The organism is Bacillus cereus group sp. BfR-BA-01380 (assembly GCF_022663535.1).
Lineage (GTDB): Bacteria > Bacillota > Bacilli > Bacillales > Bacillaceae_G > Bacillus_A > Bacillus_A cereus_BB.
In genome coordinates this window covers 23,548-40,249 of the sequence record NZ_JAKUFS010000019.1, presented here as the reverse complement: position 1 = coordinate 40,249, position 16,702 = coordinate 23,548, and the positions used below count along the sequence as shown (strand labels likewise).

Below are 16,702 nucleotides of genomic sequence, written 5' to 3'. Positions count from 1 at the left end.
TCTGTAAAATTTTTAAAATAACACGTTTTCTATTGCATGAGCAGGAATTTTTATGAATATGTAGAATACTAGAAATTTAATATTTATAACATCCATCTTCGGTCAAGAAAAGGGATCTGATCGATAAAGTCATAACGAGGAGGAGCATCATTGAATACCATTATGCTGCAGCAATTATTAGAAACGATTCAAAAAAACGGATATTTATTGCCTCAAAATATCGATTTAAATCGATTAAGCTTACGTATGCTAAAGCATATTGGAACGTTAGACAGCTATTTACGTGATCAATTGATTTACTCTACCTTTTCTAACCTCATTTCATGTGGTTACTTTCATGAAACTCAGTTAGAAAAATTACTTATGCTAACTTTAGAAGACCAATACTTATATTACGACATCAATTCTAATGATAATGATAGCGTGTTTACACGTTCTTTCACAACATTATTAATCGCATTAATATTATGTGCAGATAATAAAACAGATTTTTTATCACAAGAAACGATTGTTACCGTAAAAGAAAAATTAGTAGATTACATGAACAAAGAAATGGATTTAAGAGGATATGTACACCCTCACGGCTGGGCACATAGTATCGCTCATGCAGCCGATACTTTTGATGCCCTTATTCACAATCCAAAACTGCCGCAGCAATATTACGAAGAACTAACTCATTGTCTTTTAAATAAAATATTCGTCTATTCTATTGTGTATCATTTTGATGAAGATGAGCGTATTATTACCCCTCTTCTTTCCATGATATCAAACGGTTTCTCGCAAACGCAGCTATTTGAGATTATTCGTATCAAGCTAAATTTGCTCCCACAATACCAAAAAAGACTTCCAGTCAACGATTATTATAATCTATGTACAAATATAAAAACTTTCCTACGCAGTTTATATTTTAGAACAGCACATAATATTCAGTTTAGTTATATAACATCCCAAACAGAAATGATGTTAAAAGAACTTCCAACATTCTATTAATATATATATGAAAATAGTAAATGTCGCAACTATACAAAACGCGAAGAAAAAAGCCTTATTTTAGCAATATGTCAGGCAGGAGCAGGTCATTCTGCTCCAACTCCATGCGAAAACATACTTACCATTTGTATGTATGTAATATAAATAAAGGAACCGGTGTCTATATGGGATATATCGAAGAAATGCGCAATTTAGTTGGAAATCGTCCACTCATTTTAATAGGTTCACATGTGATGATCTTAAACAAAAATAATGAGGTACTTCTTCAACTTCGCAGTGATTACAATTGCTGGGGCATAATTGGCGGTGCGCTTGAATGCGGTGAAACATTAGAAGAAGCCGCTAAGCGAGAAGTTTATGAAGAAACAGGGTTAATCGTAAAACATTTAGAACCATTTCAAACCTTTTCTGGGAAAGAATTTTTTAATATTTATCCAAATGGAGATCAAGTATACGGAGTTCTTGTTACATATATTTGTCGTGATTTTGAAGGAACATTACAGATTGATCACGCTGAATCAAAAGATTTGCGATTCTTTTCCATCCATAATCTTCCTGACAATGTTGGATCAGTGCATAAATTAGTTTTAGATACATTTTTAAAGAAAATATAAATGAATTGCAGGCTCTCTCCTATTTCGTTAGGAGAGAGCCTTTATTTTGCCGTCTCATTTTCCAAGACAATAAACTAACCCTTTATTTTTAAATTGACAGGTTAGTTTTTAAGCCGTAAAATAATATGGAACAATTTGTTAAGGAGGTTTTTTTATGGAAAAAGAAATCAATTATTCATCTTTTGAGAATAATAGATCACTTACAAACTTTTTAAGAAAAATGAAAGGTACCGGAACATCAACGCTCAAGATTAATATGCATGATGTTGCTCTTGGATTTATCGGAGGATTTCTAACGATTGCAATTCTTGCGTATTTAACAACCTTTACTTCTACACCTTGGCTTATGGCTCCATTCGGTGCAAGCTGTGTATTAGCATTCGGATTATGGAATGCCCCGCTTTCTCAGCCTCGTAATATTATTGGTGGACATATAATTTCAACATTAGTTGGAATTAGTTTATATCAACTCTTTGGTAATGAACCATGGGTCATTGCACTAGGAGTAGCCACTGCAATTTCTTGTATGATGCTTACTAAAACAACACATCCACCAGCAGGTGCTAATCCAATTGTGGTTATTTTAACAGGCAGCTCTTGGCACTATTTATTTAGCCCTGTTCTTATTGGTACTATTGTTATCGTTATCATTGCATTACTTGTAAATAATTTGAACCATAACCGACAATACCCAACTTTTTGGGTATAAGTACCTTTATTTTTAGGTACTTTTCTTTTATCATCAAAGAAAGGAGATCTTGGAAAGAAGGTTGAATGATGGAAGAACAAACATATTTCCCATTAATCTCTGGGGAAATTGCAATTGATTTTGTAAATACAGAAGTAATTCGCTGGGGAAAAAGACATGAATTATTAACAAATACAGCTACGTTAGAACAGTGGTTACATACAATGAGCACTCATCATTTAAGCTTACAATATATACTACAGAAGCATGAACACACTTTATCAGAAACAGATGTAGCAGACATGCTAACGTTTCGCAATGTACTGCGCCAAGCGTATGATATAGTCATTCATAAAAAAGACTGTTCTTCTCTCATAGAACTCATGCAGCAAACTATTCGTGAAACACCATTTATTTTCACACTTTTTCAAAATGAAGTTATACCAATACCAACAGGCAATTATATTTCATCGTTGCAATCCCTTATTTGTTTAAATGTCTTGCAACTTATCGCAAACAATCAGCTGCAACAATTACGTCATTGTCAAAACGAAGCATGTATTCTACTGTTCATTGATAAGACAGGTCGGCGAAAATGGTGTTCTATGAAAATATGCGGAAACAGAACAAAAGTCACGAAACATATACAAAAAAATAAACAAGTAGAATAGAAAATAGGCACAGATGAAAAAGCATCTACTTTCTGTGCCTATTTCACATCACTTTAGTTAGTAAGAACTTCTTATAAAAAGAGCCGAATACACCGGCTCCCTTACAAGTTAACACCCAATCCGTTTTTTTATTTCCGCTAAATTCACCCTAGCAATTCCCCTTACCCGCTCTACTCCTTTTTCCATTGCTTCTTGAAGTAAATGAGGCTCATTCATATACATTTCATATTTCTTTCTCGGCTCTTCTAACTCACGATTGATGACATGAAATAGCTCTTTTTTTACATCCCCCCAGCCAATTCCTGTTGCATATTGCCCTTTCATTTTTGCGATTTCCTCAGCTATCGCAAATTCTTTATACAACATAAATAATGTTTCGAGTTCCTTCGGTTCACTTGGTAAGGAAGAATCTATTTTTATTTTGAAAATAAGTTTTTTCAGCTTTTTTGGTTCTTCAAATAACGGAATGACATTTCCATAGTTTTTATTCATTTTCCATCCATCGAGACCTGGTACAATTGCTCCTTCTTCTTGAATGATATATTCTGGCAATATAAAGATTTCACCGAACGTGCCTATACTTTTAATTATAAATTGCCATATAGTAAACTTCTTTCTATTATTAGAAAATAACACCTTAAAACCCCATGACTTATTTGTTATACTGAATAACGTAATAGATTCATGTTAGTTTTAAGGAGGACATATTTTGAAAGACACTGTAAAAATACTAAAATGGGTAAGTGGTGGTTTGGAAGCCCTATTAGGAATACCTGTACTAGGTGGAACAATTATTGTTTCTTTATTTTGGCTACCTCTTCTCTTCATGTTAGCATTACATATCATTACTTTAGTATTAGCTAAACAGAGTGGTATGAACGCTAACGGTAATATTTTAGGAATTGTAACATCTTGTATTGCTTGGATTCCATTTGTCGGAATGATTATGCACATTTTATCGGCTATCTTTATTATGGTGGACGCAGCTCGTAAAGAAGAAACTTCAATTTAACATTCATCAAAAAAGGTAGAGTTACATGTATTTTATCTTATACACAAAAGCTCTTCTCATATGAGAGGGCTTTTTACTTTATTCATTAAGTCTCGTGAAAAAGTTTCTTCTAAGTATCTAAATGCAGCAACCTCTTCTTTTTTCATTTCTTTTACATAAATTGATTCCTCGCGTGTCAATGGCTCTAATAATACCAATCCTGACATGTTTCTATACTCTCTTCCAAAATTCATTTTATCTTTCTCACTAGGAATTTTACTAAGAAATAGTCCAACAGGAACAGGTGTTAAAAATTTATTATTTTCATCAATTTCCCGAATGTAAAACAAGAAATTTTTATCTTGCTGAGATACTTGCACTAAATACGATATTATCTTTTGCTCATCAATTAGTGTCCATTCCAATAAAATCAGCCTCTTAAGTTGACGGACATGTGGTGTGTGCTACCCCCTATTAAAATTAAAGTGGGTCAAGTCAGAGGAAGGTACCTTAAGGTGTCTTTTCTTATTTACTTTCAATATACGATGAATTACTAATGGCCGTATAATATTTAGTCATACATGTTACCTGTATCTATCTCTTAAGAGACTTTCCAACAAAACTGCTATTCTAATATCAAGAGATGTTCTTTTGAACTATCTCCATCAGCATAACTAAATTTAACCTTATGTTCATTTACCCAAGTTGGAGAATCTGTAGGTAATCCAGAATTAATTAGTACTAAATCTTTTCCTACTATTTTTTTCATAAAAACACCATATTTCTCTTGGTAAAAAACATATATATAACGAGTCTCCCCTAACGTTGCCGTACGATGTCCTATATAAAGTATTTCACTTTCCTCAGGTGAAGTACTGGTACTATACTCAAGATTAGTAATAGAAAAGAAAAATGAATAGCCTCCTAAAATGATTATCCCTAAAATTAAGACAATACCATTAATGTCATTAGAAAGCTTTAACGTTTTTCCTATCACAAAAAACACTATAATATTTAAAATGATTGGAAAAATATAACCTGTTGATTTAAGAAAAATAAAATAATATTCATTTCTATCTAACCAAAACAAGACCATATCAAATAAAATAATAACTAATAATAACAATATACATATTACTTTCCTTCTACTCATTTCACACCTCTAATATTTTTAACTCCATGAAATACTAATTATCAACCCCTATAAACTATATCAACCTTAAATAATTTGATTTTTCAACAACTCAAACTTCTCAGTATAAAATGTACTCTTTGTACCATCAGCTTTTGTAGTGTCCACTTTAAAACGACATGTACCCACTTCTACAATTGTTCCACCCTAACCTGATTCTAACCAACCTTCTTCCCATGTATTTGCCGATAATTCAGTATGATAAGGATAAGTATCATACTAAACCCATCCATCTTTACTCAATTTCTCAGTACTTACATAAAAATATGCTTTTTGATCAGTATCATTTATCAATTTGAAAATAATATTTTGACCTTGTCTATACGATTCGGCTGAAAGGTTCAAACGTAAATTATCCTGCGTAGCCGCAGCTGCTTGCTTTGTTGTTGAAATCATATCTACCGTCGCGGAAATCCCAAAATTCAACAATACGACTAGCGCCATTTTTCCTAATCCCCCAAAGAACACCCTAATATTTTCAATAAATAGAATACTATTCAAGTATAAACAAACGAAATAGTAATGTAATGCTAATTTGTAATTACGTATTTTTTATATTCAATAAGTAAGATTCTTCCTCAGTAAAACCTCATACCCATCAAGCTAATATTTTGAGAAACCTCCCATAACAAAAATTTTATCTTTTCACAGTTATTTATAAGAGTTCGGCTCATTTTTTCTTTTTTTGGGCGTTTATTTTTCTTAAGTTGATGGGCATGCGGCATGACCCCACCAAGGAATTATTGCACTTTTTAATAATGCTTTCTATTATCACTATTATTAAAGGGTTTTTTCTCCATGCAATGGTATATCACCAAGCCGCACATACCAGAAACAAGGGGACAATAAAAAACCTAACTAATTATAGTTAGGTTTTTATAAAAGTTTAATTTATCTTTTTAAATGGTTTTATATATATTATAAAAATTAAACTGACTATTATGTAATAGATTCCTAATATTGATAAGCAATCTGTTGTAACGATCCATAGTTGAGTATTTTTTATAAAATATCTCCAAAGAAAAGAGCTTATCAAAAATATACATGGAAAAAGCACAAAGTAACCAATAAAATAATATATTATTTTTTTATTCACTATAAAACCACCTTATATTAATTTAACTTGCACATTTTGCACCATAGTAAGTTGAAAATAGTGTGAATTTCTGGAAATTGAGATTATACTTTTTCTGTTTCATAAACAACACTCTTTTTTTAATATTTTGGTAATAAACTTTATTAATCCAAATTTTAACAGTTGATATTTACTAATGCAACCCTTTTTTGAAATTAACAATATCTTTATCTGAATATTTTGAAATATTTTTCAATAAGTGTAAAAGAAGTATTGGTTGTTGATTCTGGTGATATGGATCCCAATCATGCTACTGTAATTACCTTAGATTTTAGTGATTGGGTAAATGCAGGGTGTTTAAATGAGAAAACACAGAAGATAGCAGTGGAATTTCCTGATACGTGTAATATAGTGTTAGTTGGAACTCCTAATGGAGGATTAAAAGACTTAGTAAAAATAAAAAGTGTATTAGCACTTGACATTTCAACAGGGGATTTATTAAAGGGTTCGAAAAATCATGTTAAAGTTGCATAGCATAAGTTTTTACATGTCAGCATTACATTTTAGGTCTCGTATATTAACGAGACCTCTTTTTTAGCGCAAATACGCACCTTTAAATTGGACACATTTACCAATATTATTTTTTGAAAGTTCATGTTAAATTTACTTAGTCGAGTACGCCATTACTTGACACATTACCCGTAGAAGTCCCGTATACCCCGGGACTTCTTTTTTTAAGCATTCCTGAGTTAATCAACAAAAAATTATGTTTCCTTTTTAATTGCCTCAATATAGTTCCCAAGATGAGGATGTCCAGTTGGTTTAATTCCTGTTAACATAACTTTTTTATTCACAACTATTCCCCCTTTTCCATATAAAAAAGCCCCTCAATCCTAACAAGGACGAGGGACTCCCGTGGTACCACCTTTATTAGCTACAATTTCATAGCTCTCTTTATGATTCGAATAACGTCGAAACAACCGTCAAAGCCTACTCAATTCAGCTTGCAGTCCCAGAGCCCATTCCATATTTCCCCTTTTGTTTTCACCTGCAATGCTCACTTTTGTGCAAGTCATAAATACCCTCCACACCTAAATAAAACTAATCCATTGAGTGGTTTTCACATTAACACCCAATCCGTTTTTTTATTTCTGCTAAATTCACCTTAGCAATTCCCCTTGCCCGCTCTGCTCCTTTTTCTATTGCTTCTTGAAGCAAATGAGGTTCATCCATATACATTTTATATTTCTTCCTCGGCTCTTCTAGCTCACGATTGATGACATGAAATAGTTCTTTTTTTACATCCCCCCAGCCGATTCCTGTTGCATATTGCTCTTTCATTTTTGCGATTTCCTCAGTTGTCGCAAACTCTTTATACAACATAAATAATGTTTCAAGTTCCTTCGGTTCACTTGGTAAGGAAGAATCTGTTTTAATTTTGAAAATAAGTTTTTTCAGCTTCTCTGGTTCTTCAAATAACGGAATAACATTTCCATAGCTTTTACTCATTTTTCGTCCATCAAGGCCTGATACAATTGCTCCTTCTTCTTGAATGATGTACTCGGACAATGTAAAGATTTCACCGAACGTGCCTACACATTGAATTATAAGTTACTCTTCTTACATGAGAGGGCTTTTAATCATTGTAATATAATTATCTTCTAAATACTTAAATGCATTAATCTCATCTAAAGTCATATCTCTTATATAATACGATTCTTCACTCGTTTTTGGTTCTAATAAAGCAAACCTTCCTTCGAGCGGAAATATTGTAAGCACTCTCTCTTTTTCATCTATGAAGTCTACATGTAAAAAAATTGCTGTTTTACATAAACGAAATAAATAACTCTTTTTTCGTCGGGATATTTGCACCATTGTAATTGTCATTTCCTGTTCATTGATTACTGTCAATTCCACTAAAACCATCCCCCTTAATTGTTATTTTATGCAAATTTTAACAATTAAATATTGGGAACCTGTAAAATTATGGATAATCCATCCATGGAATCTGTTATACTTTTATTGACAATTTTATACATAAAACGGAAAGGTGGGACAAATTAATTGGGGGAAATACGAGTTACTCCTGAAAGATTAGAGGAAATTGCAAGTTCTGTAGTACGGGCAAAGGAAGATAGTGAAAGAACCATTCAAGATCTTACACTAATCATTTTCAATTTACAAATGCAGTGGATTGGGACATCGCAACAACGCTTTTATGCTGATTTTTTTGAAGCGAAAAAGTTTCGAGAAGCGGATGAAAAAGCGTATGGTGAATATAATCCAGTTGATAAAATGTGGGAAGCCTTTCAGCGAGGAGGAGCGCGAGCAGCAGAAGACTCTATTTTTGACCCACTTCAAAAAGCGTGGAAACAAACATCAGACTTTTTTGGAAACTTGGTTGATGATCCACAAGGAACACTCGAAGACGCAAAAGATAGAATCAAGGACTCTATTGATGGCAAGAAAGAGGAATTTAAAGATAAATACGAATTTATTAGAGGCCTGTGGAGTGACCCTATCGGAACACTGAATCACGAAAGAAACGAAGCAATTCAAAAGATGTATGCTATACGAAATGTTTTGTCTGATTGGTATGTAAAGAACGTAGAATACGGAGATTTAGAAAGCGGAACCGAATTAGTAGCATACGGAGTGACTACTTTAGCGTACTTGGGACTTGTCACAAGAGGCGCCGGTGCTGCAGGTTCCGCAGGTAATGGTGCGAGATGGGGAAAAAATTTGTCATCTCTTTCCGAGTTTCAATTAGGAAGTCGTTTAGAGACAGCTTATGCCTATGGTAAGATCGATTATAAAGTAGATACTATTAAACCTTTAGATACATATTCGTTTGCAAAAACTTCAAGTGAAGTAAAAAGAAAGACACCAGGTGCAGTGACTTCAAGTTTTAACCTTGAACGAAGTTTAGGTACACAAAAGAAGTTAATGTATAATGATGGTGCTATTGGTATTATTCCGCAAGAAGTTCGAGAAAAATTAGTAGGAAGAGAATTTAGTTCGTTTGATGAATTTAGAAAAGAGTTTTGGAAAACCGTTGCTGAGTCAAGTTATGCTGAAGAATTTGAATCGAGAAATATTAAACTTATGTCAAAAGGCTTGTCACCGTTTGCTCCTGATGCACAACAACATGGTAAACATGGAGTATATGTACTTCATCATAAACAACCTATTCACCAAGGTGGTGCGGTCTACGATCTTGATAATTTAATAATTGTATCTCCTAAAATGCATCAAAATATTTTAGATCGTTCATATCATTTCGGTACTAAAGGTCAATAATTATGAAAGGATGATTAGTATGGAAAGTAAAATGACAAAAAAGGAATTAATTGAACTTGTAACAAAAATATGTGAGCTTGATTCAACTGAAGAAGAACTTAGTGAATATGTTTATACTTTTAAAAATAACGTACCTCATCCTGCTCCAAGTGATTTAATTTTTTGGAATCCTGTAGAATTAACACCTGAAGAGATAGTAGAGATTGCTTTGAACTACAAAGAGGAAGAAAAATAAAATAAAAAACTGAATATTCTATCTATTATTGAAAAATAATTAATCCACCTATTCGTTTATCCAAATTATGTTAATATTTAATCATTATTTATGTGGATGAGGAGGATATTATGAACATTCAAATGAAGGGGAATGAACAGATTACAAAGTTACTAAATGATTGGTATCAAGTAATGCTACACAAACAAGTGTTAAAAGCAACAAATTTAAAGCAAGAAATTGATGAACAAATTAACATGTTGAAAACTGAAGAAAATACAGAACTACAAGACCAAAATTTACTGTTATATTACTCTCTACTAGATTTTCGTTATAAGTTGTTAACAACTAACACATATCTTTCTCTTGATGAATTTGATGTAATCGAAAAACTCAATAAGAAGTCCGTCGATAACTACTTATCGTATTATTATCATTTTTATAAAGCAATTCATAATATGATGTTAGCTAACTACATAGACGCTGGTGAACACTTTGGAAAAGCAGAAAAACTTTTAATATATGTTCCTGATGAGATTGAACATGCAGAATTCAACTACAAACTAGGAGTGCTATATTATCATATTCACAAACCTTTATTAACAATTAAACATGTACTTAAAGCAAAAGAACTATATGAGAAGCAGGATAATTATAAACTTAATCAATTGGAATGCGATGTCACATTAGGACTAGCAAGTATTACTTTAAATCAATTCGAACAAGCTGAAGAATATTTTGTAAAAAGCTTAGAATCTGCAAAAAAACAAAATCATGAGAATTTAGTTATGTTAATTCGTTACAATCTAGGTTTTTTATATGCAAAACAAAATATATCGGAAACTGCTATACGTTATCTAACAGATGTTTATAACAATGAAAAACCATATCATAAGACATTATTCTTGTTAGCACAGGAACATTACAAGCTAAAACAGCTTGAGAAAGCTAATGCTTTTTTAGAAAAAGGTATGCAGTTAGCTGATACAGAATATATACATCATTTCCGCATAGTACAAGCTTTATATGACGTAGAATATAGACAAAACCTAGAATCTGCTATTGTGGCAGGCATTAATTACTTTGAAACACAGCAACTTTACGGTTTTATTGAAGAGTACGCAGGACATCTTGCAAAACATTTCTATAATGAAAGTAATTATGAACAGGCTAGTAAATATTTTAATATTGCCTATGAAGCAAAGCAGACACTTACACAAAGGAGTGCATTGAAATGAAAAAATTATTAATTGGTTTTGCGGCAGTTCTAACTATAGGTAATGTTTCAGTTTCGTATTCACAACAGGCTGACCACGGTAGACCACCTGCACCCAAAAACCCTGACTTAGCTTATATGACTTGGTCTCCAGCTTATGATCATGGAAGACCACCAATGTTAGCTAATGCCGACGGAAATCACGGTGATACACCGGCGCCTGCTGATAATAAAGGTGACACACCTACACCACAAAGACCTGATTTAGCTCATACACATGGAGAAACTTGGTCTCCGGCTTATAATATAGGAGGCGGTGGTATTATAAGTAATAAATCTGTAGAGGATCCAGCTGGTTCTGGTAGTATAAGCAATGAAGCTCATGGAAATACTGGTATTATAGCACAAGCGTAAAATTTTAATAGAATGAAAGAAAAAGCCGCCCGCCTAAAAATGAGCGGCTTTCTTCATTATCTAAGCCAACTTACGTATAATTCATCAAAATACATCCAGCCATCATTTACGAAAATCCAATTTTCATAGCGATAGTGTACATCATATGCTCCAACTTTAGTAATCTGTTCAACAACAATATTACCTGTACTTGCACCTTTCCGCAAATTGATGTCAGTACCATTTATCCATACAACACCAACACCTGTTGTTATTGATTTTACAAACATCAGCACGTAACCAGTTATTCTCTGCGATTTTGTACCAGAAATAAGAGCCGTCGTAGTGCCAATCAAGGTAAACATGATCACTTCCCTTGATGCTGAGCAGATAGCAAAGGTTATCTGCACTTTTTTCAAAACAAATTAGCTATATTTACTAATGTTATTTCTCGAAAAATCATGTTAAAGTTGCATAGCATAAGTTTTTACATGTCAGCATTACATTTTAGGTCTCGTATATTAACGAGACCTCTTTTTTAGCGCAAATACGCACCTTTAAATTGGACACATTTACCAATATTATTTTTTGAAAATTCATGTTAAATTTACTTAGTCGAGTACGCCATTACTTGACACATTACCCTTAGAAGTCCCGTATACCCCGGGACTTCTTTTTTTAAGCATTCCTAAGTTAAAATTATGTTTCCTTCAAAGGTATAGCATTTTACTGGTTTAATTGCCCCAATATAGTTTCCAAGACGCGGATGTCCAGTTGGTTTAATTCCTGTTAACATAACTTTTTTATTCGCAACTATTCCTCCTTTTCCATATAAAAAAGCCCCTCAATCCTAACAAGGACGAGGGACTCCCGTGATACCACCTTTATTAGCTACAATTGCATAGCTCTCTTTATGATTCGAATAACGCCGAAACAACCGTCAAAGCCTTCTCAATTCAGCTTGCAGCTCCAGAGCTCATTTCATATTTTCCCCCTTTTGTTTTCACCTATAACGCCCACTTCAGTGCAGGTCATAAACGCCCTCCACACCTAAATGAAATAAATCTATTGGGTGATTTTTACATTAACACCCAATCCGTTTTTTTATTTCCGCTAAATTCACCCTAGCAATTCCCCTTGCCCGCTCTGCTCCTTTTTCTATTGCTTCTTGAAGCAAATGAGGTTCATCCATATACATTTTATATTTCTTCCTCGGCTCTTCTAGCTCACGATTGATGACATGAAATAGTTCTTTTTTTACATCCCCCCAGCCGATTCCTGTTGCATATTGCTCTTTCATTTTTGCGATTTCCTCAGTTGTCGCAAACTCTTTATACAACATAAATAATGTTTCAAGTTCCTTCGGTTCACTTGGTAAGGAAGAATCTGTTTTAATCTTGAAAATTAGTTTTTTCAGCTTTTCTGGTTCTTCAAATAATGGAATGACATTTCCATAGCTTTTACTCATTTTTCGTCCATCAAGGCCTGGTACAATCGCTCCTTCTTCTTGAATGATGTACTCGGGCAATGTAAAGATTTCACCAAATGTATTATTAAAATACGAAGCAATATTTCTCGCGATTTCTACATGCTGAATTTGATCTTTTCCAACTGGAACATAGTTTGATTGAAATAGTAAAATATCGGCAGCCATTAAAATAGGATACGTATATAATCCCATGTTTACACCAGTATCTACATCTACTCCTGCTTCTATATTTTGATCAACCTTTGCTTTGTAAGCATGAGCGCGGTTCATTAAGCCTTTCGGAGTAAGACAAGCTAAAATCCAGTATAATTCTAAGATTTCTGGTACATCTGATTGACGATAAAAAATTACATGTTCATCTAAGCCTAATGATAACCATGTCGCTGCTACTTCCTTCGTATACTCACGAAACTTTCTTGGGTCTTGTACAGCATTCAATGCATGATAATCAGCAATAAAATATAACGCCTCTCCTTCTCTTTGTTTAGAAAGTTGCAAGGCTGGTTTAATTGCCCCAATATAGTTTCCAAGATGCGGATGTCCAGTTGGTTTAATTCCTGTTAACATAACTTTTTTATTCACAACTACTCCTCCTTTTCCATATAAAAAAGCCCCTCAATCCTAACAAGGACGAGGGACTCCCGCGGTACCACCTTTATTAGCTACAATTTTATAGCTCTCTTTATGATTCGAATAACGTCGAAACAACCGTCAAAGCTTACTCAATTCGGCTTGCAGCTCCAGAGCCCATTCCATATTTTCCCTTTACTGATTTTCACCAACCATCAGTTCTCTGTGAAGTTCCAAATATGTACTCTTCTCTTTCATTGCTTTTTCTTTTATTTTTCCCTTATTATACCACGTTTTTTTAGATAAAAGAGAACTTTCTGTCTTATCAAGCAGGAATTTTCCTTTTTTTATCTAATTACATATAAGTTTACGGAAAAGATTCATTTAACTACGGAGGACTTATTATGGTAAAATACATTTCAATTCTAGGATCAACTGGCTCGATTGGGACGTCAGCTCTAGATGTAGTCGCTGCTCACCCAGAACATTTTCAAATTATCGGTTTAACTGCAAATAAAAATATTGAAATGCTAGAACAACAAATCCAAACATTTCAGCCGCGCATTGTAAGTGTGAGTACGAAAGAATTAGCAGATACACTGCGCTCACGAATTTCTACTCAAACAAAAGTTGTATACGGAGAAGATGGCTTGATTGAAGTTGCTACGCACCCCAATAGTAACCTTGTCTTAACTTCCGTCGTTGGTGTAGCAGGACTGCTTCCAACAATTGAAGCCTTAAAAGCGAAAAAAGACATTGCGATTGCGAATAAAGAAACATTAGTGGCAGCAGGTCATATTGTTACAGAATTAGCAAAGAAAAATGATTGCCGCCTTATTCCAGTAGATAGTGAGCATTCTGCTATTTTCCAATGCTTACATGGTGAAAATAATAAAGAAATTGAAAAATTAATTGTAACAGCGTCTGGCGGCGCATTTAGAGATAAAACACGTGAAGAAATGAAGCTTCTCAAAGCGAAAGATGCGCTAAAACATCCAAACTGGCTAATGGGAGCAAAATTAACAATTGACTGTGCAACATTACTAAATAAAGGATTTGAAGTAATGGAAGCACGTTGGTTATTTGACGTTCCCTATGAAAAAATCGATGTTATGATTCATAAAGAAAGCATTATTCACTCTCTTGTAGAGTTTGTAGATGGCTCCATTATGGCTCAGCTTGGGGCATCTGATATGCGTATGCCGATTCAATATGCATTCCACTATCCATCACGTTTAGCATCTTCTTTTAAAAAATTAAATTTATTAGAAGTTGGCAGCTTACATTTTGAAAAACCTGATTTAGAGAAATTCCCTTGCCTTCACTATGCTTATGAATCCGGGAAAATCGGGGGGACAACTCCAGCTGTATTAAATGCTGCTAATGAAATTGCGAATGCTTTATATTTACAAGATAAAATTTCATTTTTTGACATTGAAAAAACAATCTATTCTGCATTAGAAGCTCATCATAATATTGCAAACCCTTCATTAGAAGAAGTATTAGCAGCTGATCAATGGGCACGTCAATATGCTAATCAATTACTTGTAAAAATGTAAAAATAATAATACGAAAGAGTGAGAATATAAGCTTCTCACTCTTTTCATAAAAGGAGGCCTTCATTTGATTCGAAAATTATCTCCTTCTTCTATTGAAGAAGCTGCGGAAATTTTAGAAGTTCAAATTCCCGCATATAAAATTGAAGCACAGTACATTCAAAACGATTCAATTCCTCGATTATATGACACGATTGTTGATATTCAAAATTGTAATGAAATCTTTTATGGATACTTCATTGATGATAATTTAGCTGGATTTATTTCGTTTCTATATGAGGATGCTGTTGTCGATATTCATCGCCTCGTTGTTTCTCCTACGTATTTTCATAGAGGAATTGCAACAGCGCTATTGCAACACCTATTTCAACTACATGAAGAAACAACAAACTATATTGTACAAACCGGTAAGAAAAACACGCCTGCAATTTCTTTATATAAGAAACATAATTTTATAGAAACAAAAGAAATTACATTACCAGACGGTCTCGTTCTTGTGCAGTTAACAAAGCTAAAATGAATTGATTAACTTGGATAAATATGTTAATTTATTTCATATACAACCTTTTGCTGAATCCAAATTTTGGAGCGGGGGAACCATTTCTGTGGCATTTGCCACTTGGGGCGAATCTTTTTTAGTAGGGATACTCTCACATTCCGAGTCCGACAGCTAACCTCGTAAGCACATTGAGAGAGGCAGGTGCTTTTTACTTATGCTACAAAGTATTCCTCCTTAACTCTAACAATATGTTTCTATTCACTTCAAGTATATTGTTAGATAAAAGGAGATGATTTTCATGTTACGTATATCCGACCATGAAAAGAAAACAATGGAGCAAAGAGTAAAATTAGAACAACAACGTCCATATTATACAGCAAAAACAGCAAGTTGCATTCAACATAAATATGTTATGCAGCACATTGTTCAGTGTAGAAAGTAAGAAAATAGCGGAAGCATTGCATGACTGCAAAGCTTCCGCTATTTTATCCCGCTATTTGTGGGCAGTAAGACCCCCACCTCAAGATTCAAAGAGAAACGAGGAAGTTAGGTGGGAGATAACTGCCCGTAAAAGCCCGATTGGTTCAACTAACCATCAGTGGGGGATGAAAAAACCCCCACTGAATGGAAGTTTCACTTTATGTAACTTGAACTCGCTTTTCTCTTCGCTCGATGCCTTTTTACTTTTGCAATTGTTCCGCAAGCTCGTCCCCCTTCTCCTTCAGCGTACATACCACACCAACGTTTACTACCGTTACGAGATTGATCGAAAAACACCCATTTACAATCTGGACAAGCTTTTAATCTCCCCCACTGTTTGTTTGTAATGGCAGAAATAATAATCCGTAATAAAAATGTATATAAATTTTCCTCACCAATTGCTTGATATGTAATGACGTCCGCTTCATCCACAGTCATTACTTGCAATGGATATTTTTCAAACAATGGCTTTAACGGCTTTTGTTGTTCCACTGCCTCACGAATCGTATCCCGGAAATTTTTTACTTCTTTCACTGAACCAAAAGGCAGCTTTTCATTCCACTGTTCAATCATAAATTGATGTATAGCTTCTTCTGATTCAAAAAAGTCAACTGGTTCTCTCGTCTCATTTGGTATTCTCCATGTATTTAAAAAGGCTCTTATATTTTCTAACATCTCTGGTGCAGTTTGGTTGTTACTCAAAATCACCACCAACTTTCCATATTTTACTTTCCCTCTAATTTTCAGTATAATCATAACATAAA

General features: G+C 33.8%; 19 protein-coding genes, 3 pseudogenes, 1 riboswitch and 1 other annotated feature. Of the genes and pseudogenes, 13 read left to right on the top strand and 9 right to left on the bottom strand.

The genetic code is table 11. The annotated features are described in order from the left end of the window. Window positions 1–150 precede the first annotated feature (150 nt). The 4 genes from MR076_RS17130 to MR076_RS17115 all read left to right on the top strand — a co-directional run bounded on the left by MR076_RS17130 (window position 151) and on the right by MR076_RS17115 (window position 2,963). Entirely contained in the window at window positions 151–990 is an 840-nt protein-coding gene (locus MR076_RS17130; protein ID WP_242222473.1) for a DUF2785 domain-containing protein, read from the top strand. A gap of 164 nt (window positions 991–1,154) precedes the next feature. After that, window positions 1,155–1,604: an NUDIX hydrolase gene (locus MR076_RS17125; protein WP_242222471.1), complete on the top strand. Its 450-nt coding sequence runs from the start codon at window positions 1,155–1,157 to the stop codon at window positions 1,602–1,604. A gap of 154 nt (window positions 1,605–1,758) precedes the next feature. After that, on the top strand, window positions 1,759–2,313 hold the full coding sequence (locus MR076_RS17120) for an HPP family protein (protein ID WP_396021710.1): 555 nt from the start codon (window positions 1,759–1,761) through the stop codon (window positions 2,311–2,313). A gap of 68 nt (window positions 2,314–2,381) precedes the next feature. Then, entirely contained in the window at window positions 2,382–2,963 is a 582-nt protein-coding gene (locus MR076_RS17115; protein WP_242222469.1) for a CGNR zinc finger domain-containing protein, read from the top strand. A gap of 108 nt (window positions 2,964–3,071) precedes the next feature. On the opposite strand, the pseudogene MR076_RS17110 reads toward MR076_RS17115, so the two are convergent. Next, window positions 3,072–3,536: pseudogene (locus MR076_RS17110) on the bottom strand (nucleotidyl transferase family protein); the annotation flags it as partial. 136 nt (window positions 3,537–3,672) lie between these two features. On the opposite strand from MR076_RS17110, the gene MR076_RS17105 reads away from it, so the two are divergent. Then, window positions 3,673–3,975, top strand: a complete 303-nt coding sequence (locus MR076_RS17105) for a hypothetical protein (protein ID WP_242222467.1) — start codon at window positions 3,673–3,675, stop codon at window positions 3,973–3,975. Window positions 3,976–4,031: 56 nt separating this feature from the next. On the opposite strand, the gene MR076_RS17100 is transcribed toward MR076_RS17105, so the two are convergent. The 3 genes from MR076_RS17100 to MR076_RS17090 form a co-directional block, all read right to left on the bottom strand. Beyond that, window positions 4,032–4,379, bottom strand: coding sequence for a hypothetical protein (locus MR076_RS17100; RefSeq protein ID WP_242222465.1), 348 nt, complete (start codon window positions 4,377–4,379; stop codon window positions 4,032–4,034). 200 nt (window positions 4,380–4,579) lie between these two features. After that, complete coding sequence (locus MR076_RS17095; RefSeq protein WP_242222463.1) at window positions 4,580–5,107, bottom strand: hypothetical protein; 528 nt, start codon at window positions 5,105–5,107, stop codon at window positions 4,580–4,582. Window positions 5,108–5,365: 258 nt separating this feature from the next. Then, entirely contained in the window at window positions 5,366–5,590 is a 225-nt protein-coding gene (locus tag MR076_RS17090) for a hypothetical protein (RefSeq protein ID WP_242222461.1), read from the bottom strand. Window positions 5,591–6,482: 892 nt separating this feature from the next. Between MR076_RS17090 and MR076_RS17085 the strand changes: the two are divergent. Further along, window positions 6,483–6,737 (top strand): annotated as a pseudogene (locus tag MR076_RS17085) (SMI1/KNR4 family protein); the annotation flags it as partial. Window positions 6,738–7,346: 609 nt separating this feature from the next. Here the strand turns inward: MR076_RS17085 and MR076_RS17080 are convergent. Beyond that, window positions 7,347–7,811 (bottom strand): annotated as a pseudogene (locus MR076_RS17080) (nucleotidyl transferase family protein); the annotation flags it as partial. A gap of 30 nt (window positions 7,812–7,841) precedes the next feature. After that, on the bottom strand, window positions 7,842–8,138 hold the full coding sequence (locus MR076_RS17075) for a hypothetical protein (RefSeq protein ID WP_242222460.1): 297 nt from the start codon (window positions 8,136–8,138) through the stop codon (window positions 7,842–7,844). Between the two features lie 147 nt (window positions 8,139–8,285). Between MR076_RS17075 and MR076_RS17070 the strand changes: the two genes are divergently transcribed. The 4 genes from MR076_RS17070 to MR076_RS17055 all read left to right on the top strand — a co-directional run bounded on the left by MR076_RS17070 (window position 8,286) and on the right by MR076_RS17055 (window position 11,365). Then, entirely contained in the window at window positions 8,286–9,521 is a 1,236-nt protein-coding gene (locus tag MR076_RS17070) for a WXG100 family type VII secretion target (RefSeq protein ID WP_242222457.1), read from the top strand. Between the two features lie 19 nt (window positions 9,522–9,540). Next, window positions 9,541–9,756 carry a bacteriocin immunity protein gene (locus tag MR076_RS17065; RefSeq protein WP_242222455.1) on the top strand — a complete coding sequence of 72 codons (216 nt, stop codon included), beginning with the start codon at window positions 9,541–9,543 and terminating at the stop codon, window positions 9,754–9,756. A 116-nt stretch (window positions 9,757–9,872) separates the two neighbouring features. After that, window positions 9,873–10,973, top strand: coding sequence for a response regulator aspartate phosphatase (locus MR076_RS17060; RefSeq protein ID WP_242222601.1), 1,101 nt, complete (start codon window positions 9,873–9,875; stop codon window positions 10,971–10,973). After that, window positions 10,970–11,365 (top strand): hypothetical protein, encoded by a 396-nt coding sequence (locus tag MR076_RS17055; protein ID WP_242222612.1) that lies wholly within the window; start codon window positions 10,970–10,972, stop codon window positions 11,363–11,365. Before MR076_RS17060 ends, MR076_RS17055 begins: the two co-directional genes overlap by 4 nt. Before the next feature lie 56 nt (window positions 11,366–11,421). On the opposite strand, the gene MR076_RS17050 is transcribed toward MR076_RS17055, so the two are convergent. Next, window positions 11,422–11,709: a hypothetical protein gene (locus MR076_RS17050; protein WP_242222453.1), complete on the bottom strand. Its 288-nt coding sequence runs from the start codon at window positions 11,707–11,709 to the stop codon at window positions 11,422–11,424. A 719-nt stretch (window positions 11,710–12,428) separates the two neighbouring features. Then, window positions 12,429–13,415 (bottom strand): tryptophan--tRNA ligase, encoded by a 987-nt coding sequence (locus MR076_RS17045; protein ID WP_242222451.1) that lies wholly within the window; start codon window positions 13,413–13,415, stop codon window positions 12,429–12,431. Between the two features lie 41 nt (window positions 13,416–13,456). Further along, window positions 13,457–13,670: a binding site (T-box leader), on the bottom strand. A 137-nt stretch (window positions 13,671–13,807) separates the two neighbouring features. Between MR076_RS17045 and MR076_RS17040 the strand changes: the two genes are divergently transcribed. From MR076_RS17040 to MR076_RS17030, 3 genes are all read left to right on the top strand, one after another. Next, window positions 13,808–14,962 carry a 1-deoxy-D-xylulose-5-phosphate reductoisomerase gene (locus tag MR076_RS17040; protein ID WP_242222449.1) on the top strand — a complete coding sequence of 385 codons (1,155 nt, stop codon included), beginning with the start codon at window positions 13,808–13,810 and terminating at the stop codon, window positions 14,960–14,962. Between the two features lie 64 nt (window positions 14,963–15,026). Continuing rightward, complete coding sequence (locus tag MR076_RS17035) at window positions 15,027–15,479, top strand: GNAT family N-acetyltransferase (protein ID WP_242222447.1); 453 nt, start codon at window positions 15,027–15,029, stop codon at window positions 15,477–15,479. Between the two features lie 38 nt (window positions 15,480–15,517). Then, a riboswitch (cyclic di-AMP (ydaO/yuaA leader) is annotated at window positions 15,518–15,660 on the top strand. Window positions 15,661–15,756: 96 nt separating this feature from the next. Further along, the gene (locus tag MR076_RS17030; protein ID WP_242222446.1) at window positions 15,757–15,900 is read left to right on the top strand and encodes a hypothetical protein; all 144 of its coding nucleotides are present in this window, start codon (window positions 15,757–15,759) and stop codon (window positions 15,898–15,900) included. A gap of 191 nt (window positions 15,901–16,091) precedes the next feature. Here MR076_RS17030 and MR076_RS17025 read toward each other — a convergent pair whose 3' ends face one another. Next, on the bottom strand, window positions 16,092–16,613 hold the full coding sequence (locus MR076_RS17025) for a CGNR zinc finger domain-containing protein (RefSeq protein WP_242222599.1): 522 nt from the start codon (window positions 16,611–16,613) through the stop codon (window positions 16,092–16,094). Between the last annotated feature and the right edge of the window lie 89 nt (window positions 16,614–16,702).

Coding starts and splice junctions, on each gene's coding strand:
- MR076_RS17125 (WP_242222471.1), top strand. CDS start 1,155: ATGGGATATATCGAAGAAATGCGCAATTTAGTTGGAAATCGTCCACTC.
- MR076_RS17120 (WP_396021710.1), top strand. CDS start 1,759: ATGGAAAAAGAAATCAATTATTCATCTTTTGAGAATAATAGATCACTT.
- MR076_RS17115 (WP_242222469.1), top strand. CDS start 2,382: ATGGAAGAACAAACATATTTCCCATTAATCTCTGGGGAAATTGCAATT.
- MR076_RS17095 (WP_242222463.1), bottom strand. CDS start 5,107: ATGAGTAGAAGGAAAGTAATATGTATATTGTTATTATTAGTTATTATT.
- MR076_RS17090 (WP_242222461.1), bottom strand. CDS start 5,590: ATGGCGCTAGTCGTATTGTTGAATTTTGGGATTTCCGCGACGGTAGAT.
- MR076_RS17065 (WP_242222455.1), top strand. CDS start 9,541: ATGGAAAGTAAAATGACAAAAAAGGAATTAATTGAACTTGTAACAAAA.
- MR076_RS17055 (WP_242222612.1), top strand. CDS start 10,970: ATGAAAAAATTATTAATTGGTTTTGCGGCAGTTCTAACTATAGGTAAT.
- MR076_RS17050 (WP_242222453.1), bottom strand. CDS start 11,709: ATGTTTACCTTGATTGGCACTACGACGGCTCTTATTTCTGGTACAAAA.
- MR076_RS17040 (WP_242222449.1), top strand. CDS start 13,808: ATGGTAAAATACATTTCAATTCTAGGATCAACTGGCTCGATTGGGACG.
- MR076_RS17030 (WP_242222446.1), top strand. CDS start 15,757: ATGTTACGTATATCCGACCATGAAAAGAAAACAATGGAGCAAAGAGTA.
- MR076_RS17025 (WP_242222599.1), bottom strand. CDS start 16,613: ATGTTAGAAAATATAAGAGCCTTTTTAAATACATGGAGAATACCAAAT.